This is a genomic window from Nonomuraea sp. NPDC001831, from assembly GCF_042892035.1.
Lineage (GTDB): Bacteria > Actinomycetota > Actinomycetes > Streptosporangiales > Streptosporangiaceae > Nonomuraea.
In genome coordinates this window covers 61,195-76,125 of record NZ_JBIATU010000024.1, presented here as the reverse complement: position 1 = coordinate 76,125, position 14,931 = coordinate 61,195, and the positions used below count along the sequence as shown (strand labels likewise).

Below are 14,931 nucleotides of genomic sequence, written 5' to 3'. Positions count from 1 at the left end.
TGCCGAAAAACTAGCTCATATCCCTCGATTGGACCGTCCATTCTGGAGCCGCCATGTCCGTCCAACCAGCCGCCCCCGACCTGCGGACGGGACCGTCGCGCAACCGCGTCGCTGCCGCCGGCATGGTCGGCAGCGTGGTCGAGTACTACGACTTCACGCTGTTCGGCCTCGCGGCCGCCCTGGTCTTCGGCGAGCACTTCTTCCCCAAGTCCTCGCCCGCGGCCGCCACCCTGGCCTCGCTGGCCACCTTCGCCGTCGGCTTCCTGGCCAGGCCGCTCGGCGGCGTGATCTTCAGCCACTACGGCGACCGCGTCGGCAGGAAGCCGATGATGGTGATCACGCTGCTGCTCATGGGCTTCGCCACGGCCGCCATCGGCGTGCTGCCCGACCACGGCAGCATCGGCCTGCTCGCCCCGATCCTGCTGGTGGCGCTGCGGCTGCTGCAGGGCCTGGGCGCGGGCGCCGAGTACGTCGGCGCGCTGGTCATGTCCGCCGAGTCGGGCGACGTGCGCCGCCGGGGCCTGCTCGCCGCGCTGCCCGGCACCGGCGTGTTCATCGGCATCCTGCTCGCCACGCTCACCTTCAGCGGCATCTCCTCGCTGCCGAAGGAGCAGTTCGACTCCTGGGGCTGGCGCCTGCCGTTCCTGCTCAGCCTCCTCGGCGTGGCGCTCGGCCTGTACTTCCGCGCGCGGGTCGCCGAGACGCCGGTGTTCACCGAGCTGAAGGAGGCCGGCGCCACCGGCCGGGCGCCCGTCGCCGAGGTGATCAGGAGGCAGCCGCGCCGGTTGCTGCTCGCCATGGCGGCCAACGGCCCGTTCGTCGCCATCTCCTATCTCATCCAGGTCTTCGTGCTGTCGTACGTGACCACCACGCTCGGCGTCCCCAAGGGCGTGGGACTGGCCGCCAACGTCACCGCCTCCGCGCTGAGCATCGTCGCCACGCCACTGTTCGGCGCGTTGTCGGACCGGGTGGGCAGGAAGCCGGTGTGGTTCGGCGGCGCGGGCTTCCTGGCGGTGTTCGCCTTCCCGATGTTCTGGCTGCTCGGCACCCGCAGCCCGGCGCTGATCGTGGTGGCGGTCTCGCTCGGCCTGGCCGTGGGCGTCGCCTCCATGTACGCCGCCCAGGCCTCGCTGTTCGCCGAGCTGTTCGAGGCGCGCTTCCGGCTCAGCGGCATCGCGCTGGCCCGCGAGTCCACGGCCGCGCTCATCGGCGGCCCCGCCCCGCTGGTCGCCTCGGCCGTGCTGACCTGGGCGGGCGGGGCGTCCTGGCCGATCGCCGCCCTGGTGTGCGTCTTCGCGGTGATCTCGCTGGTGGCGGTGCTGGCGGTGCCGGAGACGCGCGGCGCCGACCTGCGGCTGCCGCTACGCTGACGACGTGGTGGCCAAGGACGCGCGCACATCCGCCTCGGGCGAGACGATCAATCACATCAAGACGATGATCACCTCCGGCGCGTTCCCGCCGGGCACGAAGCTGCCCACGGAGCGCGAACTCGCGGTGCGGCTCGGCGTCTCGCGCAACACGCTGCGCGAGGCCATCCGCGCGCTGACCCTGGCCGGGCTGCTGGAGGCCCGGCAGGGCGACGGCACGTACGTGACCAGCCTGTCGCCGGGGATGCTGCTCGACACGTTCGCGATGCTCGTGGAGCTGTCCCCGGACGCCACCGTGCTCGACATGCTGGCGGTGCGGCGGGTGCTGGAGTCCGCCGCCGCCGCGCAGGCGGCCGCGCGCATCACCGACCGGCAGCTCGACGAGCTGGCCGCCTGCCTGGAGGAGATGCGGCACGACCCGCAGAGCTGCGACGGCAGCGTGGACGAGGTCGTCCGGGCCGACGCCCGTTTCCACGCCGTGGTGGCCGAGGCGGCGGGCAACCCGGTGCTGGCGGCGCTCGTCGAGTCGCTGAGCACCCGCACGCTGCGGGCGCGCATCTGGCGGGGCCAGGCCGACCAGGGTGTGTTCGACCGCGCGATCCACGAGCACCAGGCGATCTACGAGGCGCTGCGCGACAGGGATCCCGCGCTCGCGGCCCCCGCGGCGGCGGCCCACATCGCGAACGTGGAGCGCTTCCTCCGCACCCAGCTCGCCGATTAGCCCTACCAATCCCTCGAAACACCCTTCTTTCTCTAGCCTTGTGCCATCAGATGGCTATATTGGTTGGACCAATTACGGGAAGGGTCGATGTGAAGATCGTCAAGATACGTGCGGTGCTGCTCAGTCACGACTACACCGGCCGGCCGCCGCTCGCCTGGGTGGGCGGCCGGATCGAGACCTGGGACGCCGCCCTCGTCGAGATCACCACCGAGGACGGCGTGACCGGGCTGGGCGAGGTCGCCCAGGGCATCATGGGCGCGCAGGCCGTGCCGGGCGTGGTGGACGCCCTGCGCCGCTACGCCGTCGGACTGCCGGTCGACGAGCCCGCCACCGTGGGCGACGCGCTGCGCGCGAGCACCGCCTTCTGGGCGCGCGGCGGGGTGGCCTCCGGGGTGATCGCGGCGATCGAGGTCGCCGCCTTCGACGCGCTCGGCAAGGCCCGCGGCCTGCCCGTGCACGAGCTGCTCGGCGGCCCGCTGCGCGAGCGGGTCGAGGTGTACGCCAGCGGCGGCCTGGGCGTCGAGGAGGACCAGGTGGTCGCCTGGGTCAAGGACATGGAGGCGCGCGGCTTCTCGACGGTGAAGTTCCGCGCCATGACCGGCCCCGAGCGCACCATCGGCCTGATCGACCGGGTGGCCGCGGCCCTGGAGCCGGGCACCCGGTTCGTGCTCGACGCGGTCCAGGGCTGCGCCGGAACGCCGTGGCCGCTCGACGACGTGCTGCGGGTCGGCAAGCACCTGGAGGGCCACGGCCCGTGCTGGTTCGAGGAGCCCTGCCGGGCCGAGGACGTCGCCGGGTACGCCGCCGTCAGGGACGCGCTCGGCGTGCCGGTCTCCGGCGTGGAGAGCTACTCCACGCGGCAGGAGTTCGAGCGGCTGATCGAGGCCGGCGGCGTGGACATCGTCCAGCCCGACGTCGGCATGGTCGGCGGCGTGATGGAGTTCCAGCGGGTGGCCGCCCGCGCGTTCGGCGCCGGGCTGGACTGCGTGCCGCACATCTGGTCCACCGGCGTCAACCTCATGGCCAGCGTGCACACCGCGTTCGCCACCCCGCAGCTCGACCTGATCGAACTGTGCACGCTGCCCAACCCGCTGCGCGAGGAGCTGCTCGCCGAGCCGCTGCGGATCGAGGGCTCCCACGTGCTCGCGCCCACCGCTCCCGGCCTGGGCCTGCGGCTCACGCCGGAGTTGGAGCGCCGCTACGCCTACCAGCCCGGGAGGGGCCATGTCATCGTCTGAGCCGGTCCGCGTCCCGCTGGACCCGGGCGTCGCCGCCGCGCAGCTGTCCGACTCCCTGGACGAGACGGGCGTGCGCGGGCGGGTGCTCGACCCCGCCGTCCGCCCGCTGCGCGCCGGCATGCGCGCCCTCGGCCGGGCGCGGACCGTCCGGTTCGTCCCGGCGGGGACGGCGGGCGAGAACCCGTACGACGACATGATCGACTTCATCGACTCGGTGCTGCCGGGCGAGGTGGTGGTCATCGCGGCCGGCGGCAGCGACCGTTCGGCCTGCTGGGGCGAGCTGTTCTCGGCCGCCGCCAAGGGCCGGGGCGCGGCCGGGGTCGTCTGCGACGGCTACGTCCGTGACCGCGGCAAGGTCCTGGAGCTGGGCTTCCCCGTGTTCGCCCGCGGCACGCGGCCGATCGACTACCGCGCCAGGATGCGCGTGGCCGCCGTACAGGAGCCGGTGACCTGCGGCGGGGTGCTGGTCGCGCCGGGCGACCTGGTGCTGGCCGAGGACGACGGGATCGTGTCCGTGCCCCGCTCCCGCGAGGCCGAGGTGGCCTCCAGGGCCGAGGCGCGGCTGGCCACGGAGTCCGACGTGCTGTCCGACCTGCTGGGCGGCGCGCGGCTGCGGGAGGTCTGGGAGCGTTACCGGGTGTTGTGAGGGCTGACGGGGGCCACGGTGACCGTGCTCCCCGTCGCCGCCGCGTCCGGGGGGCACCAGCCACTTGCAAGGGGAACAAGCCCGGTCCCAGTGCCGTCCGAGATCGTTCCGTCCGGCGAAGCGCCGACACCACGGCGGCATGCGCGGGCGGGTTGTCCTTGCGAAAACCATTGGTGCCCGGCTTGCTCCGATGATGGACTGACGTCCCGCCGTGAGTCTGCCGCGGGACGGAGGTAGTGGTCGTGACGGATTATGACGTGCTTGCCGAGGTGTACGAATGGCTCATCTCGGATGCGAAGTTGCCTCCAGCCGCGTTCGCTGCGTCGTTCGATGACGTCCTCGGTCCCCTGCCGTCGAACGCTCACGTCCTCGACTGCTCGTGCGGAACCGGACAGTTGGCGGTCGGCCTCGCCGGTCGGGGCATGCAGGTCGTCGCAACTGACGCCAGCGAAGCGATGGTTCGTCGGACTGCAGAGTTGTCTGAGGAGTTCGGGGCATCCGTCCGGACCATGCGGGCGAGCTGGGAAGAGTTGCCCGACCATTTCGACGACGACACGTTCGACATGGTGTTCTGCGTCGGCAATTCGCTTCACCATGCCGCGGGCGCGACAGGCAGGGGTGCTGCCCTGGAGTCGATGTCACGGCTTCTGCGCCCCGGCGGGCGCTTGGTGCTCACATCCCGCACCTGGGAACTCGTGAGGGCCAGAGGTTCCCGGCTGGACATCAGCGACCGGCTCGTCCGCCGGAACGGTCGCGATGCCGTCGTGGTCTACCGCTGGGAGATTGCGCCGCATTGGGAGGAGGAGCACCACATCGAGATTGCGATCGCGCAAGTCGATGCGACCGGGCTGGTTCTTGTCCGCTCGGAACTGCTGTCCTGCTGGCCCTACCGGTACGAGGAACTCGAAGTCGAGCTGCACCGGGCCGGACTCCGGACGGAAATGAGCACCTTCGACCTCGAGGCCGAGAACTACATGGTGGTCGCGAGCAAGGCTTAGACACCGGGCTCGGCCTTCGAGGAGGCTGGCGGAACGATCAGATGCCGAGCTCGGCCGAGGCCAGCTCTGTGCCCTCCAGCCGGGCCCGGATCTTGGCGAACGCCGTCTCCCGTGAGGTGGAGGTGTCGTCGGCGAACGGCGCGAACCCGCAGTCGTCACAGGTGCCCAGCCGGTCGGCGGGCAGGTGGCGGACGGCCGTCAGGACGCGGTCGCGGACCTCCTCGGCGGTCTCGACCCGCGGGTCCACCGGGTCGATCACGCCAACGAAGATCCGCGCGTCGGCGGGCAGGTGTTCGGCGGCGACCGCCAGAACCTTGTCCGGGTCGGCCTCGCTGGCCAGCTGGAGGTAGAAGTTGCCCGCCTTGAGCCGGAACAGCTTGGGCAGCAGGGCCGCATAGTCGACGTCGAGGCTGTGGGTGGAGTCCTGGTCGCCGCCGGGGCAGGTGTGCACCCCGATGCGCGCGCGTTCTGCGTCGGTGAAGCGCTCCAGCACGCTGTTGTTGAACGCGACGAAGTCGTCCAGCACCCCGCCGCTCGGGTCGAGCTTGAGCGAGAGCCGGCCTTCGGTGAAGTCGAGTTGCACCACGTGCGCCCCGGCCTCCAGGCAGCCGCGGATGTCGGCCTCGGCCTGGTCGGCCAGGTCGGCCAGGAACGCCTCGCGCGGGTAGCCGTCGATGCCCTCGGCCGGGTAGAGCAGGCTCAGCGCCGACGGCGCGATGACGGCCTGCTTGACCGGCACGCTCGCGTGGCGCTGGGCGGCGCGCAGGTAGCGCTCGGCGTGGACCTGGTAGCGGAACGGTCCGGCCGTCAGCCGGGGCAACTGCCGCTGGTGCCCGTCGGCGAAGGGGATCACCACGCCGTCCGGGACGAGTCCGTCGAGCCCGGCGATCGGGTAGGTGGCGAAGCTGGGCTTGGCCTGCTCGCCGTCGGTGACCACCGGCGAACCCAGCTCCTGGAGCCGGTGGACGGTGTCACGGACGGCCTGGTCCTGCGCCTCGGCCAGCGCGGACGCTCCCTCGGCCGGTTCGGAGGCTGCGATGGCCAGCAGGGCAGGGGGGCGGGGGATGCTGCCGATCGGCTCGGTGGGGAGTGACATGATGACAGCGTAGATAACGACGCGTATCTGATCAATCGCTTCCCGTACGCGTGGTCGCCCGCTTCGCGGACAGACCGTGTCGAGAAGATCCGCGTCGCGCAGCACCCGCGGGCCGGCACGCTCGGCCACCGGCGGCGGGCCGGACCCCGCAGGAGGAACGCCCAGGTCCGCCTGACGGCTCAGCGCATCCTGACCGCCCACCTGCGCTACAACGACTCCCCTGGCCCACGCCGCCGGCGGCCCTCCCACCGCCCCGACCCCAACTGACGCCAACCTCGTCGTCCGGACGGCGGACGGGCGGGTGTCGCTGACCACCCTCCTGCGCTTTGACCGGCGCGTCGGGCGCGTCGCGTGGCCCGCTGCTGTCGGCGATCCATCGCCGGCTGGCTCCCGGGGCTGCTCCGGGGCGCCGCCACGAGGATGACCCGCGGCGGCGTCCAGTAGCGCCCGGTCAGGTGCGCCCTGACCTGGGAGCGCGGGGTCAGCCGCGCCTGGCGGACGGCCAGCCGTGCCCCCAGCCGCCCTGGACCATGGTCTGGAACGCCCACCCGTCCTCGGTGCGCACCAGCAGGTCGGCGTAGTGCATGCGGTGCTCCTCGCCCTCGATCGTCATCGTCGCCTCGGTCTCCACGACCACCAGGTTCTGGCTGACGAAGCGCGGCGTGCGCGTGGAGCGCAGGTCGAGCCCGGCGGTGCCGCCGCCCATGGCCTGCTTCATGCTCTCGACGTACTCGGCCCGCGTCCACTGGCGGACGCTCGCGTGGCCGCCGGGCACGTCGGTGGCCACGTTCATCGGGAAGACCGCCAGGTCGGCGAGCTGCTCGATCGCGCCCTCCTCGGCCAGCGCGTCGTAGGCGGCGAACCAATCGTCGATGTTCTTCAGTTCCTCGGCGCTCGGCTGGTACATGCTGCTCCTCCTCAAGTCGTACAACGTACCGTACAGCATACGGAAGCCAGGTCGCGCACCGATGTTCAAGCCTTGCCCCGACCGGTTCGGACAGGATGGGACGCGACCTGCCGGCCGGGAAAGGACGACGATGACGCGGCAGCCGCACGAGCCCACCAGGTCTGCGCACTCGTAGTCGGCGTCCGGGGCGGCGGCGGACGAGGCGGCAAGGCCCGCGAGGCTGAACGCGAGGGCCGTGGCTGCGAGGGGCTTGGTGGGACAGGGATGCCCTGATCGAGCCCCATCTTCGAGCGATACGCCCGGCGGCGGGCAGAATACGCGCGTACCCGGCGAAAGCGGTTGCGCAGGTCGTCATGATGGTGACATGACGTGGACAGCACCCGACGTAGAGCGGGGACCTCGGACGGACATGGCCTGTGGCGAACGCGAGATGCTGGACAGCTGGTTGAAGCTCCGCCGGCTGTTCCTGCTACGCAAATGCGCCGGCCTCACCTCCGAGCAATTGAAGACCGCCGCCGTGGAGCCGTCCAACCTGACGCTGCTCGGCCTCCTGCGACACATGACGGAAGTCGAGCGCTGGTGGTTCCGGGAGAAGTTCCTGCACGAGAACCTGCCCGAGCTGTACATCACGGAGGAGTACGAAGACGGCGACTTCGACCTGGTGGCCGACGCCGACGCCGAGGCCGACTACGCCGCCTTCCTCGCGGAGACGGCTGCCTGTGATGCCGCGGTTGCGGACATCGACCTGGAGGAGCTGGCCGACGACCCCCGGGCGCCGACCGGCAAGGTCAGCCTCCGCTGGATCTACATCCACCTCCTGGAGGAGTACGCGCAGCACACCGGGCACGCCGACCTGATCCGAGAGCGCATCGATGGGGTTACGGGAGCATAGCGGCTCTCCCGGCATCACCCGTATCCAGGTCCGGCCACCTCACCGACGTACCCGCTGATCGGCTGAGCGGTGGTCAGCCGTAGCTCCAGGACGCCGAGCGGGCCGACGAAGGCTTACGTGCTCGTGGGCATGGGGCCGTACATAATGTTCGGCCGCTTTCGGGAACTTCGCAGTAAGTCCGACCAACCGCCTTCGCTACTGTGTGCCCAAGATCAGAAGGGGGTGGCTGGGAGCCCGACCCCATGGCAAGCAACAGGAGGATCTATGGGGAACGGTGGACGCATACGTCTGGTCCGGTGTGCGCGAGGCGGTTTTGCCCTGGCCTGCAGTGGTCTTCTGGCTGCGTGCGGAGGGTGGGTGCAACCGGACCGGTCTGCCCCGGACCTGACGGTCACGCCCGGGACGTCTGCCCCGGTGAGTCCGTCGCCCTCTCCGTCGGGTGCCTCGTTCGAGGGACGCGGTCCGGTGTTGTCCGTGAAGAAGGGGCCCTATCCGCACTCGGTTCAGATTGTGGACGCCCAGCTCAGTCCCGACGCTCCGCAGTCCCCGGCGCCGCGGGGCCTGACATACATCCAGCTCGTGTTGAAGGTCACCAGCACTCCGGGACGCCCCCTGAAGGCCCCGCATCCCCAGGCGTACTGGGTGGTCCGGTACGACGGATGCAAGGCCGCCCAGGACGCCAACAGCCAGGTCAGCTGTGGCGGCATGGACAACGGGACCAACTACTTCACCGAAGAGGACATGCGCTCCCCCGAGTACGGCACCGGCGTCTCGAAGCAGTTCGGCGATCTGGCGGCGGACACTCCGTACTGGACTCGCGCCTGGCAACTAGTACCGGAGAAGGCCGATCTGTCGCGGGCTCAGCTGTGCGAGGGGGTACGTACCGGCGCCCCGGACAACTGCATCCCCCTCGGCACGGTTCGCCAGGACGGCGAGCAGAGCCCGGCGGCAGGCTGACCGGCCTCGGCCGGGCGCTGCACGGGGTGGGGTGGTCTGCGTGCCCTACGGTTTGTGAGAACTGACCCCCTCCTCGTCCACCTGGCCCGGCCACGGCTCCCTGCTGCCCTGCTCCTCGCTCGCGGGGGGTGCTGGTCGGTCCACCACCGCGCACGCCGCGACTTGCTACGGCGGCGAGTCCTACCTCGGCAGCAATAACTCCCCACCTCCCCACCACGGCCCGCTGCATGGCCGGTCTTGATGGGCATGATCAGGCGTCCGAGGACGTCGAGATCATGGTCCTTCGGCAGCGAGGTGGCAATGCTGAAGCGTCAGGTCACCCGGTCGAAGCCGGACTGGGCCGATCGGGCCCTCACCTCGCCCGGTCGACGGCACTGGCCACGGTTCGGAAGGACTGGCGGTAGGCCGAGGGTGGGACGCCGATGGTGGTGGCGAGGTGCTGGCGCAGCGAGGCGGCGGTGCCGAAGCCGGCGAGGGCGGCGACCCGGTCGACCGGCAGGTCGGTGGTCTCCAGGAGGCGGCGCGCTTGCTCGACCCGCTGGCGGGTGAGCCACTGGCCGGGTGGCAGGCCGGTCTCCTCGCGAAAGCGTCGGCAGAAGGTGCGGACGCTCATTCCGGCGTTGGCCGCCAGCTCGGCCAGGGTGAGCGGCCGGTGCAGTTCCTGCAGGGCCCAGGCGCGGGTGGCGGAGGTGGTGGCGGCGGCGGGCTCGGGCACGGGGCGCTCGATGTACTGGGCCTGGCCGCCCTCCCGCCACGGGGGCACCACGCAGAGGCGGGCCACCCGGTTGGCGACGTCGCTGCCGTGGTCGCGGCGTACCAGGTGCAGGCAGAGGTCGATGCCGGCGGCGACGCCCGCGGCGGTGAGGATCCGCCCCTCGTCGACGAACAGGACGTTCGCGTCCACCTGGACCCGGGGGAAGGCACGCTGGAAGTGCTCGGCTTCGTTCCAGTGCGTGGTCGCGGGCCGGTCGTCGAGCAGGCCGGCGGCGGCGAGCACGTAGGAGGCCGTGCAGATCGAGACGATGCGCGCACTGGCCGGCACCAGAGCCAGGGCGTGGCGCAGCGCGTCGGGCAGCCAGTCGCGCTCCGCCTCGGGGCCGCAGGCGAACGGCGGGATGACCAAGGTGTCGGCCGTCCGGAGCGCCTCGCTGCTATGCGCCACCGTGATGGCGAAGTCGGCGCTCGTGGCAACCGGCCCGCCGTCCAAGCTGCAGGTGGTGACCTCGTAGAGCGGCTCGCCCGCGCGACCGGCGGCAGTGCCGAAGATCCGCACCGGGATGCTGAGCTCGAAGGGATAGACCCCGTCGAGGGCCAGGACGCGGACGCGATGCATGGCAAGATTCTTTCACATGATGGCATTCTTGCCACTCGCTCCGCCGTGGCCCGGTGCGCGAGTCTTTTCCTTGCCGGGCCACCAGGGCGCGGCGGGCGAAAGACAGCGGGAGATGACGATGCGCGCGATCGGCCAGGACGGTTTCGGCGGCCCTGAGGTGTTGAAGGTGATCGAGGCGGAGCGGCCGGTGCCCGGCCCGGCCGAGGTGCTGGTGCGGGTGCACGCGGCGGGTGTCAACCCGACCGACTCCTGGCACCGGGGTTCCGGCGGGCTGGCCGGCGCGGTGGTGCCGCTCGGCTGGGACCTGTCCGGCGTGGTCGAGGCGGTCGGTCCGGGGGTCGCCACGCTCGCCCCCGGCGACGAGGTGTTCGGCATGCCGCGCCACCCGCTTCCGGCGGGCACGTATGCCGAGTATGTGACCTCCCCGGCCCGGCACCTGGTCCGCAAGCCCGGGACGTTGACCCACCTGCAGGCCGCGGCGCTGCCGCTGGCCGCGCTCACCGCCTGGCAGGCCCTGGTGGACGTCGCCGAGGTGGCCCCGGGGCAGCGGGTCCTGGTGCACGCGGCGGCGGGCGGGGTCGGGCACCTGGCCGTCCAGATCGCCAAGGCGCGCGGCGCCCATGTGATCGGAACCGCCCGTACGGCCAAGCACGAGTTCCTGCGCGGGCTCGGCGCGGACGAGCTGATCGACTACACCGAGACCGACTTCGAGGCGGTCATGGAGCCGGTGGACGTCGTGATCGACACGATCGGCGGCGCCTACGGGCCGCGGTCGCTGAAGATCCTGCGTCCGGGCGGCATCCTGGTCTCGCTCGCCTCACCGGCCGAGGCGTACCTGGCCGAGGAGGCCGCCGCCGTGGCCCGGCGGGCCGCCTTCATGATCGTGGAGGCCGACCAAGCGGGGTTGCGGCAGGTCGCCGAGCTGGTGGAGGCGGGGCTGCTGCGTCCTGAGATCGACCGGGTGTTCCCGCTGGAGCGGGCGGCCGAGGCTCACGAGCTCAGCGATGCCGGCCGTACCACGGGAAAGATCGTGCTGTCGCTCACGGCCTGATCGCCGGTGCGCATGGCCAGGGCCGGCGCGGCCTGTTTCCCGCCCTTCACATCATCGGGGATGCCGGGTCTGGGCTTGCCTGGCGGGCGGCGATCCGAGATTACTCCCGAGGGGACGATTGCCCGACAGCGTTACGACAACCAAGCGTTACGACAACCAGGGGAAGGGGCCGCGGAGGACGGCCACGACACGAGTGGCGACGGCCTCGGCGTGAGGTGGCATGCCTCGGCCGGCCAGACCCCGGGCCAGATGCATGTGGAGGGACTGCAACGTGCCGAAGGTGTTGAACGCCCACGGCGGCACGGGTCCGGGTTCGGCGTCGGCGAAGGCGTGGGCCACGGTGTCCAGCCAACCGGTGGCCTCGTCCACGGACAGAGAGGGGACGAAGAGGATGGTCGTGATGGCGCGGGCGAGTCGCGCGTCTTCCAGTTGGACGTAGCGGTGGGGAGCCGCCTTGGCCGTCATTCGGCGTGCGCACAGGTCCAGCAAGGTGCTGCCGCGCCAGGGCAGGACAGAGGCGAACGCGGCAGCGGCGTCGGCGCCATGGGCGACGGCGTGCAGCCAACCGAGGGTGTCGTCCCAGCCCCGAGTGTCGACCTCCGCGGGAAACCATGCGGCGAACGCCCCGTACCAGCGGTCGGCGGTCTCCTCGGCCACGACCCGCGGCACGGCGCTGACGCGGCCCAGAACGCGGGCGAGCACCAGCGCGGCGAAGGAACGCGCCTGGATGTCGGGGTGGGTGAAACGCGTGGCCGAGGTGTCTCCGATGTCCACGAGCACCTCGTCCAGGCACCCCTCGTCGGTCCAACGGGCAAGCGCGGTGTAGGCATGGTCGTCACGGACCGCAGGATCCGATGACACAAGCATGGCTGAGAGTTCGTCCGCCAGCCGGCGGACCTCTACATGGCTGGGAAAGGGGAAATCCGCAGCTGCGACGGATGGCCAATCGACGTGTGTTGATGGCATTTCGGGATGCTATCTCAGCCGTCAGCACCGCCGCCGCGGCAGGGGTGTAGATCGGGAAGCAGCGCTTCGCACTGGCCCCTGTCCCGCTCGGAACACGAATTCGTACTCTGAACTGGGGTTCTGCTGCGTGATCAGGGCAGTGGCAGCGACCGTCGCCATGGTGCTTCATCACGAGCGCGGCCGATCATCATTCTGCCCTGGGCCGATGTAAGCGCGTTCACCACCGACTCCTCCATCTCCGCCTACCCCAAGTGGCCACCGCAGGGGCTCAACGTGAGCGACCAGCAACGAGCAGTACTGAGAAGATCTACCCAAAGGTTCTCTTTTTGACATCAAACAGGACAATCATGGGCAAATCTTTGCCTTAACCTACTCGGGCCGCCCATCGCCGACTCGTGAGGTCCTCGTCCCGTGCCCACTCCGATCAGCTGCCCTTGCAGGCTGACGTCGACGCCCGTAGTCGCGTGAGAAGGATCCTGATCCTGTCGGCCGTACTGCTCCTGAGCGTGTTCCCGGGCACGGCCAACGCGGACCCGCAGCCGGGGACGGTCGAACCCGACTGGGGAACGGTCGAGGACGATCCGAACTCCCCCAGGCCGACTCCCACCGTGACCGTCACCGTCGCACCACCCGCCAAACCGGGCCCGGCCCCCACCATCACCAAGACGGTCAAGCCGCCAACACCGGCGCCCACGGTCACCGTGACCGCGGTTCCGCAGCCCGCCCCCATCAGCCAACCTCCTGCGGCAAACCTGCCCCCCGTCCTGGCCGAAACGCCCGAGGCGGGGACGCCGCCCCCCGAGGTGACGTTGCCCCAGGTGGCTCCGCCGAGCACGCCGGCACTGTCGCCGGCACCGTCCTCCTCGCCCCCGGTCCAGCAGACGGTGCGGCTGGTCAGCGCTCCTTCGGCGCGTCCTGGGATGGGATGGCGGGACATGCTGCTGGCCGTCCCGGCGATCGTCCTGATCGTGGCCGTGCTGTGCGGACTGGTACTGGTCGAGGCGCGTACCAGGATCACGCGCCCGCGCCGCGAGGTGCACATCGGTCAGCACCGGGCCCACTGACTTCTCCCTCACTGCTTCCTCTCCGCGAAGGATGTTCATGCTCTCCCGATGGATCACGCCACCGATCGTCGCGTTCGCCGCCGTCCTCGGCTTCGGCGCAACTCCGGCCGGCGCTGACACGGCCGTCACCTACACCTGCAGATCACCCCTGGGGACGGACGCGCCCGCGCAGGTCCAGGTCCGGGCGGGCCTTCCGGCCACCGCGTCCGTCGGGCAGAACCTCGACCTGGAGTGGTCCGTCGACACGGGGCTGCTCGCCCCGGACGCCTTGCCCGCAGGCGCGGTGACGCAGAAGGGCACCTTGAAGATCTCCACCGTGATCCCTACCGCGACCACCACCTCCAGCCCGGCCCCCACTTCCACGGGCAGTGCCACCACGTCAGCCGATCCCGCCACCGCAGTCGTCACCGCAGTCGTCACCACCTCGCCGCCCAACAGCGCCGCGATCACCAAGGGTCAACCCCTGAACGGCGGCGCCATGAAGGGCACCTACACACCTCGTCAGGCCGGCACGCTGAGCGTCGTCCCTGGCGACATCTCCTTGCTCATCACCCGTAACGGCAGCGTCCAGGAAACGGTGTGCACCGCCGACGCCGCGGCCCCCGCTCTGGGCTCCGTCACCGTCAAGGGCACTGAAGCAGCAGCCACGGCCACGCCGTCGAGTACACCCACCCCGACGCCCACTCCTACGGTCACGGTGACCGCGGAACCCACGGACACCGATCAGGGCGGCGCCGTCGTCACCCCCGTGGGTGGCGCGCCGACCGGAGGTGGCGGCCTGGCCGCGCCGGATCCTCTCCCGTACGTGGCGGGCGGCGGCGTCGTGCTGTTGCTGGCGATCGGCATCGGCTGGGAGTTGAGGCGCAGGCGCGTGCATGGACTCTGACCGGCACTCGGAGCACTCGTGGCTGGTCGTCCTCGCTGCCGCGAAGACAAGCCGACCGGCGGCCTGTCCTCCGTCGCCCGCCTCTGGGACGCCGGGCAGGAAGCTGAACGCCTTCTCCTGGGTGATGATCATTGCCGGAGTGATCGTCCTGGTCGGCACCCCGCTGGCGATGACCTACCGGGTCCTGGCCGACGCCGCGTCCGCGTCGGCGTCCCCGCCTCCGCAGTACGTCGTCATACCCGCGCCTCCTCCGCCCGCGGCGCAACCGTCCCCAGCCGGGGCCGTGGCCCCTCCCACCCGGCTGGACATCGAGGCGATCGGCGTGTCCGCGCCGATCGTCCAGGTCGGCCTGGACGCCGGCGGGGTGATCGAGCCGCCCCCTCTGGACGAGGAGAACCTGGTGGGCTGGTACGGCCTCGGCCCGTCACCGGGCGAGGTGGGCCCGGCCGTCCTGCTCGGCCATGTGGACACCCGGACCGCTCCGGCGGTCTTCGCGCGCCTGAAGGAATTGCGTCCACAGGACCGGATCACGGTGGCCCATACGGACGGCAGGCGTGACGTGTTCGCCGTCGACCGGGTCGAAAGGGTCGCCAAAACGGCGTTTCCGAGCGCCCAGGTTTACGGCTCGACGCCGAATCCGGCCCTGCGCATCATCACTTGCGGCGGCGCCTTCAATACCACGTCGCGCAGCTACGCGGACAACGTGATCGTGTTCGCCAGCTTCCTGCAGGCCAGCCCCCAACTGTGACATATCTGTGACAACCACGATCAAGAGCATGCAGCCCCGCCGAAACGATCGATGAGACAAG

The 14,931-nt window shown here is 70.9% G+C and carries 15 protein-coding genes; 11 read left to right on the top strand and 4 right to left on the bottom strand.

Annotated features, from left to right (window positions below):
- The first annotated feature begins 53 nt into the window (after positions 1 to 53).
- From ACFYYW_RS45085 to ACFYYW_RS45065, 5 genes are all read left to right on the top strand, one after another.
- Positions 54 to 1,370, top strand: coding sequence for an MFS transporter (locus ACFYYW_RS45085; RefSeq protein WP_387659717.1), 1,317 nt, complete (start codon positions 54 to 56; stop codon positions 1,368 to 1,370).
- Positions 1,371 to 1,374: 4 nt separating this feature from the next.
- Entirely contained in the window at positions 1,375 to 2,088 is a 714-nt protein-coding gene (locus tag ACFYYW_RS45080; protein WP_387659714.1) for a FadR/GntR family transcriptional regulator, read from the top strand.
- A gap of 89 nt (positions 2,089 to 2,177) precedes the next feature.
- The gene (locus tag ACFYYW_RS45075) at positions 2,178 to 3,326 is read left to right on the top strand and encodes a mandelate racemase/muconate lactonizing enzyme family protein (protein ID WP_387659711.1); all 1,149 of its coding nucleotides are present in this window, start codon (positions 2,178 to 2,180) and stop codon (positions 3,324 to 3,326) included.
- Positions 3,313 to 3,972, top strand: coding sequence for an RraA family protein (locus ACFYYW_RS45070; RefSeq protein ID WP_387659708.1), 660 nt, complete (start codon positions 3,313 to 3,315; stop codon positions 3,970 to 3,972). The genes ACFYYW_RS45075 and ACFYYW_RS45070 overlap by 14 nt, the downstream gene beginning before the upstream one ends.
- Before the next feature lie 242 nt (positions 3,973 to 4,214).
- Positions 4,215 to 4,970, top strand: a complete 756-nt coding sequence (locus tag ACFYYW_RS45065) for a class I SAM-dependent methyltransferase (protein WP_387659705.1) — start codon at positions 4,215 to 4,217, stop codon at positions 4,968 to 4,970.
- Positions 4,971 to 5,007: 37 nt separating this feature from the next.
- Here ACFYYW_RS45065 and ACFYYW_RS45060 read toward each other — a convergent pair whose 3' ends face one another.
- Positions 5,008 to 6,066, bottom strand: coding sequence for a cobalamin-independent methionine synthase II family protein (locus tag ACFYYW_RS45060; RefSeq protein WP_387659702.1), 1,059 nt, complete (start codon positions 6,064 to 6,066; stop codon positions 5,008 to 5,010).
- A 481-nt stretch (positions 6,067 to 6,547) separates the two neighbouring features.
- Complete coding sequence (locus tag ACFYYW_RS45055) at positions 6,548 to 6,973, bottom strand: nuclear transport factor 2 family protein (RefSeq protein WP_387659699.1); 426 nt, start codon at positions 6,971 to 6,973, stop codon at positions 6,548 to 6,550.
- A 364-nt stretch (positions 6,974 to 7,337) separates the two neighbouring features.
- Between ACFYYW_RS45055 and ACFYYW_RS45050 the strand changes: the two genes are divergently transcribed.
- Together ACFYYW_RS45050 and ACFYYW_RS45045 are read left to right on the top strand one after the other, a co-directional pair.
- Positions 7,338 to 7,865: a DinB family protein gene (locus ACFYYW_RS45050; protein ID WP_352324181.1), complete on the top strand. Its 528-nt coding sequence runs from the start codon at positions 7,338 to 7,340 to the stop codon at positions 7,863 to 7,865.
- Between the two features lie 465 nt (positions 7,866 to 8,330).
- The gene (locus ACFYYW_RS45045; protein WP_387659696.1) at positions 8,331 to 8,822 is read left to right on the top strand and encodes a hypothetical protein; all 492 of its coding nucleotides are present in this window, start codon (positions 8,331 to 8,333) and stop codon (positions 8,820 to 8,822) included.
- Positions 8,823 to 9,174: 352 nt separating this feature from the next.
- Here ACFYYW_RS45045 and ACFYYW_RS45040 read toward each other — a convergent pair whose 3' ends face one another.
- On the bottom strand, positions 9,175 to 10,155 hold the full coding sequence (locus ACFYYW_RS45040) for a GlxA family transcriptional regulator (RefSeq protein WP_387659693.1): 981 nt from the start codon (positions 10,153 to 10,155) through the stop codon (positions 9,175 to 9,177).
- 112 nt (positions 10,156 to 10,267) lie between these two features.
- On the opposite strand from ACFYYW_RS45040, the gene ACFYYW_RS45035 reads away from it, so the two are divergent.
- Positions 10,268 to 11,206: an NADP-dependent oxidoreductase gene (locus ACFYYW_RS45035; protein WP_387659690.1), complete on the top strand. Its 939-nt coding sequence runs from the start codon at positions 10,268 to 10,270 to the stop codon at positions 11,204 to 11,206.
- A 147-nt stretch (positions 11,207 to 11,353) separates the two neighbouring features.
- Here ACFYYW_RS45035 and ACFYYW_RS45030 read toward each other — a convergent pair whose 3' ends face one another.
- Positions 11,354 to 11,980: a DUF2785 domain-containing protein gene (locus tag ACFYYW_RS45030; RefSeq protein WP_387659687.1), complete on the bottom strand. Its 627-nt coding sequence runs from the start codon at positions 11,978 to 11,980 to the stop codon at positions 11,354 to 11,356.
- 656 nt (positions 11,981 to 12,636) lie between these two features.
- On the opposite strand from ACFYYW_RS45030, the gene ACFYYW_RS45025 reads away from it, so the two are divergent.
- The 3 genes from ACFYYW_RS45025 to ACFYYW_RS45015 all read left to right on the top strand — a co-directional run bounded on the left by ACFYYW_RS45025 (position 12,637) and on the right by ACFYYW_RS45015 (position 14,870).
- Positions 12,637 to 13,236, top strand: coding sequence for a hypothetical protein (locus tag ACFYYW_RS45025; protein ID WP_387659684.1), 600 nt, complete (start codon positions 12,637 to 12,639; stop codon positions 13,234 to 13,236).
- A gap of 37 nt (positions 13,237 to 13,273) precedes the next feature.
- Complete coding sequence (locus tag ACFYYW_RS45020; protein ID WP_387659680.1) at positions 13,274 to 14,122, top strand: hypothetical protein; 849 nt, start codon at positions 13,274 to 13,276, stop codon at positions 14,120 to 14,122.
- 139 nt (positions 14,123 to 14,261) lie between these two features.
- Entirely contained in the window at positions 14,262 to 14,870 is a 609-nt protein-coding gene (locus ACFYYW_RS45015) for a class F sortase (protein ID WP_387659677.1), read from the top strand.
- Positions 14,871 to 14,931 lie beyond the last annotated feature (61 nt).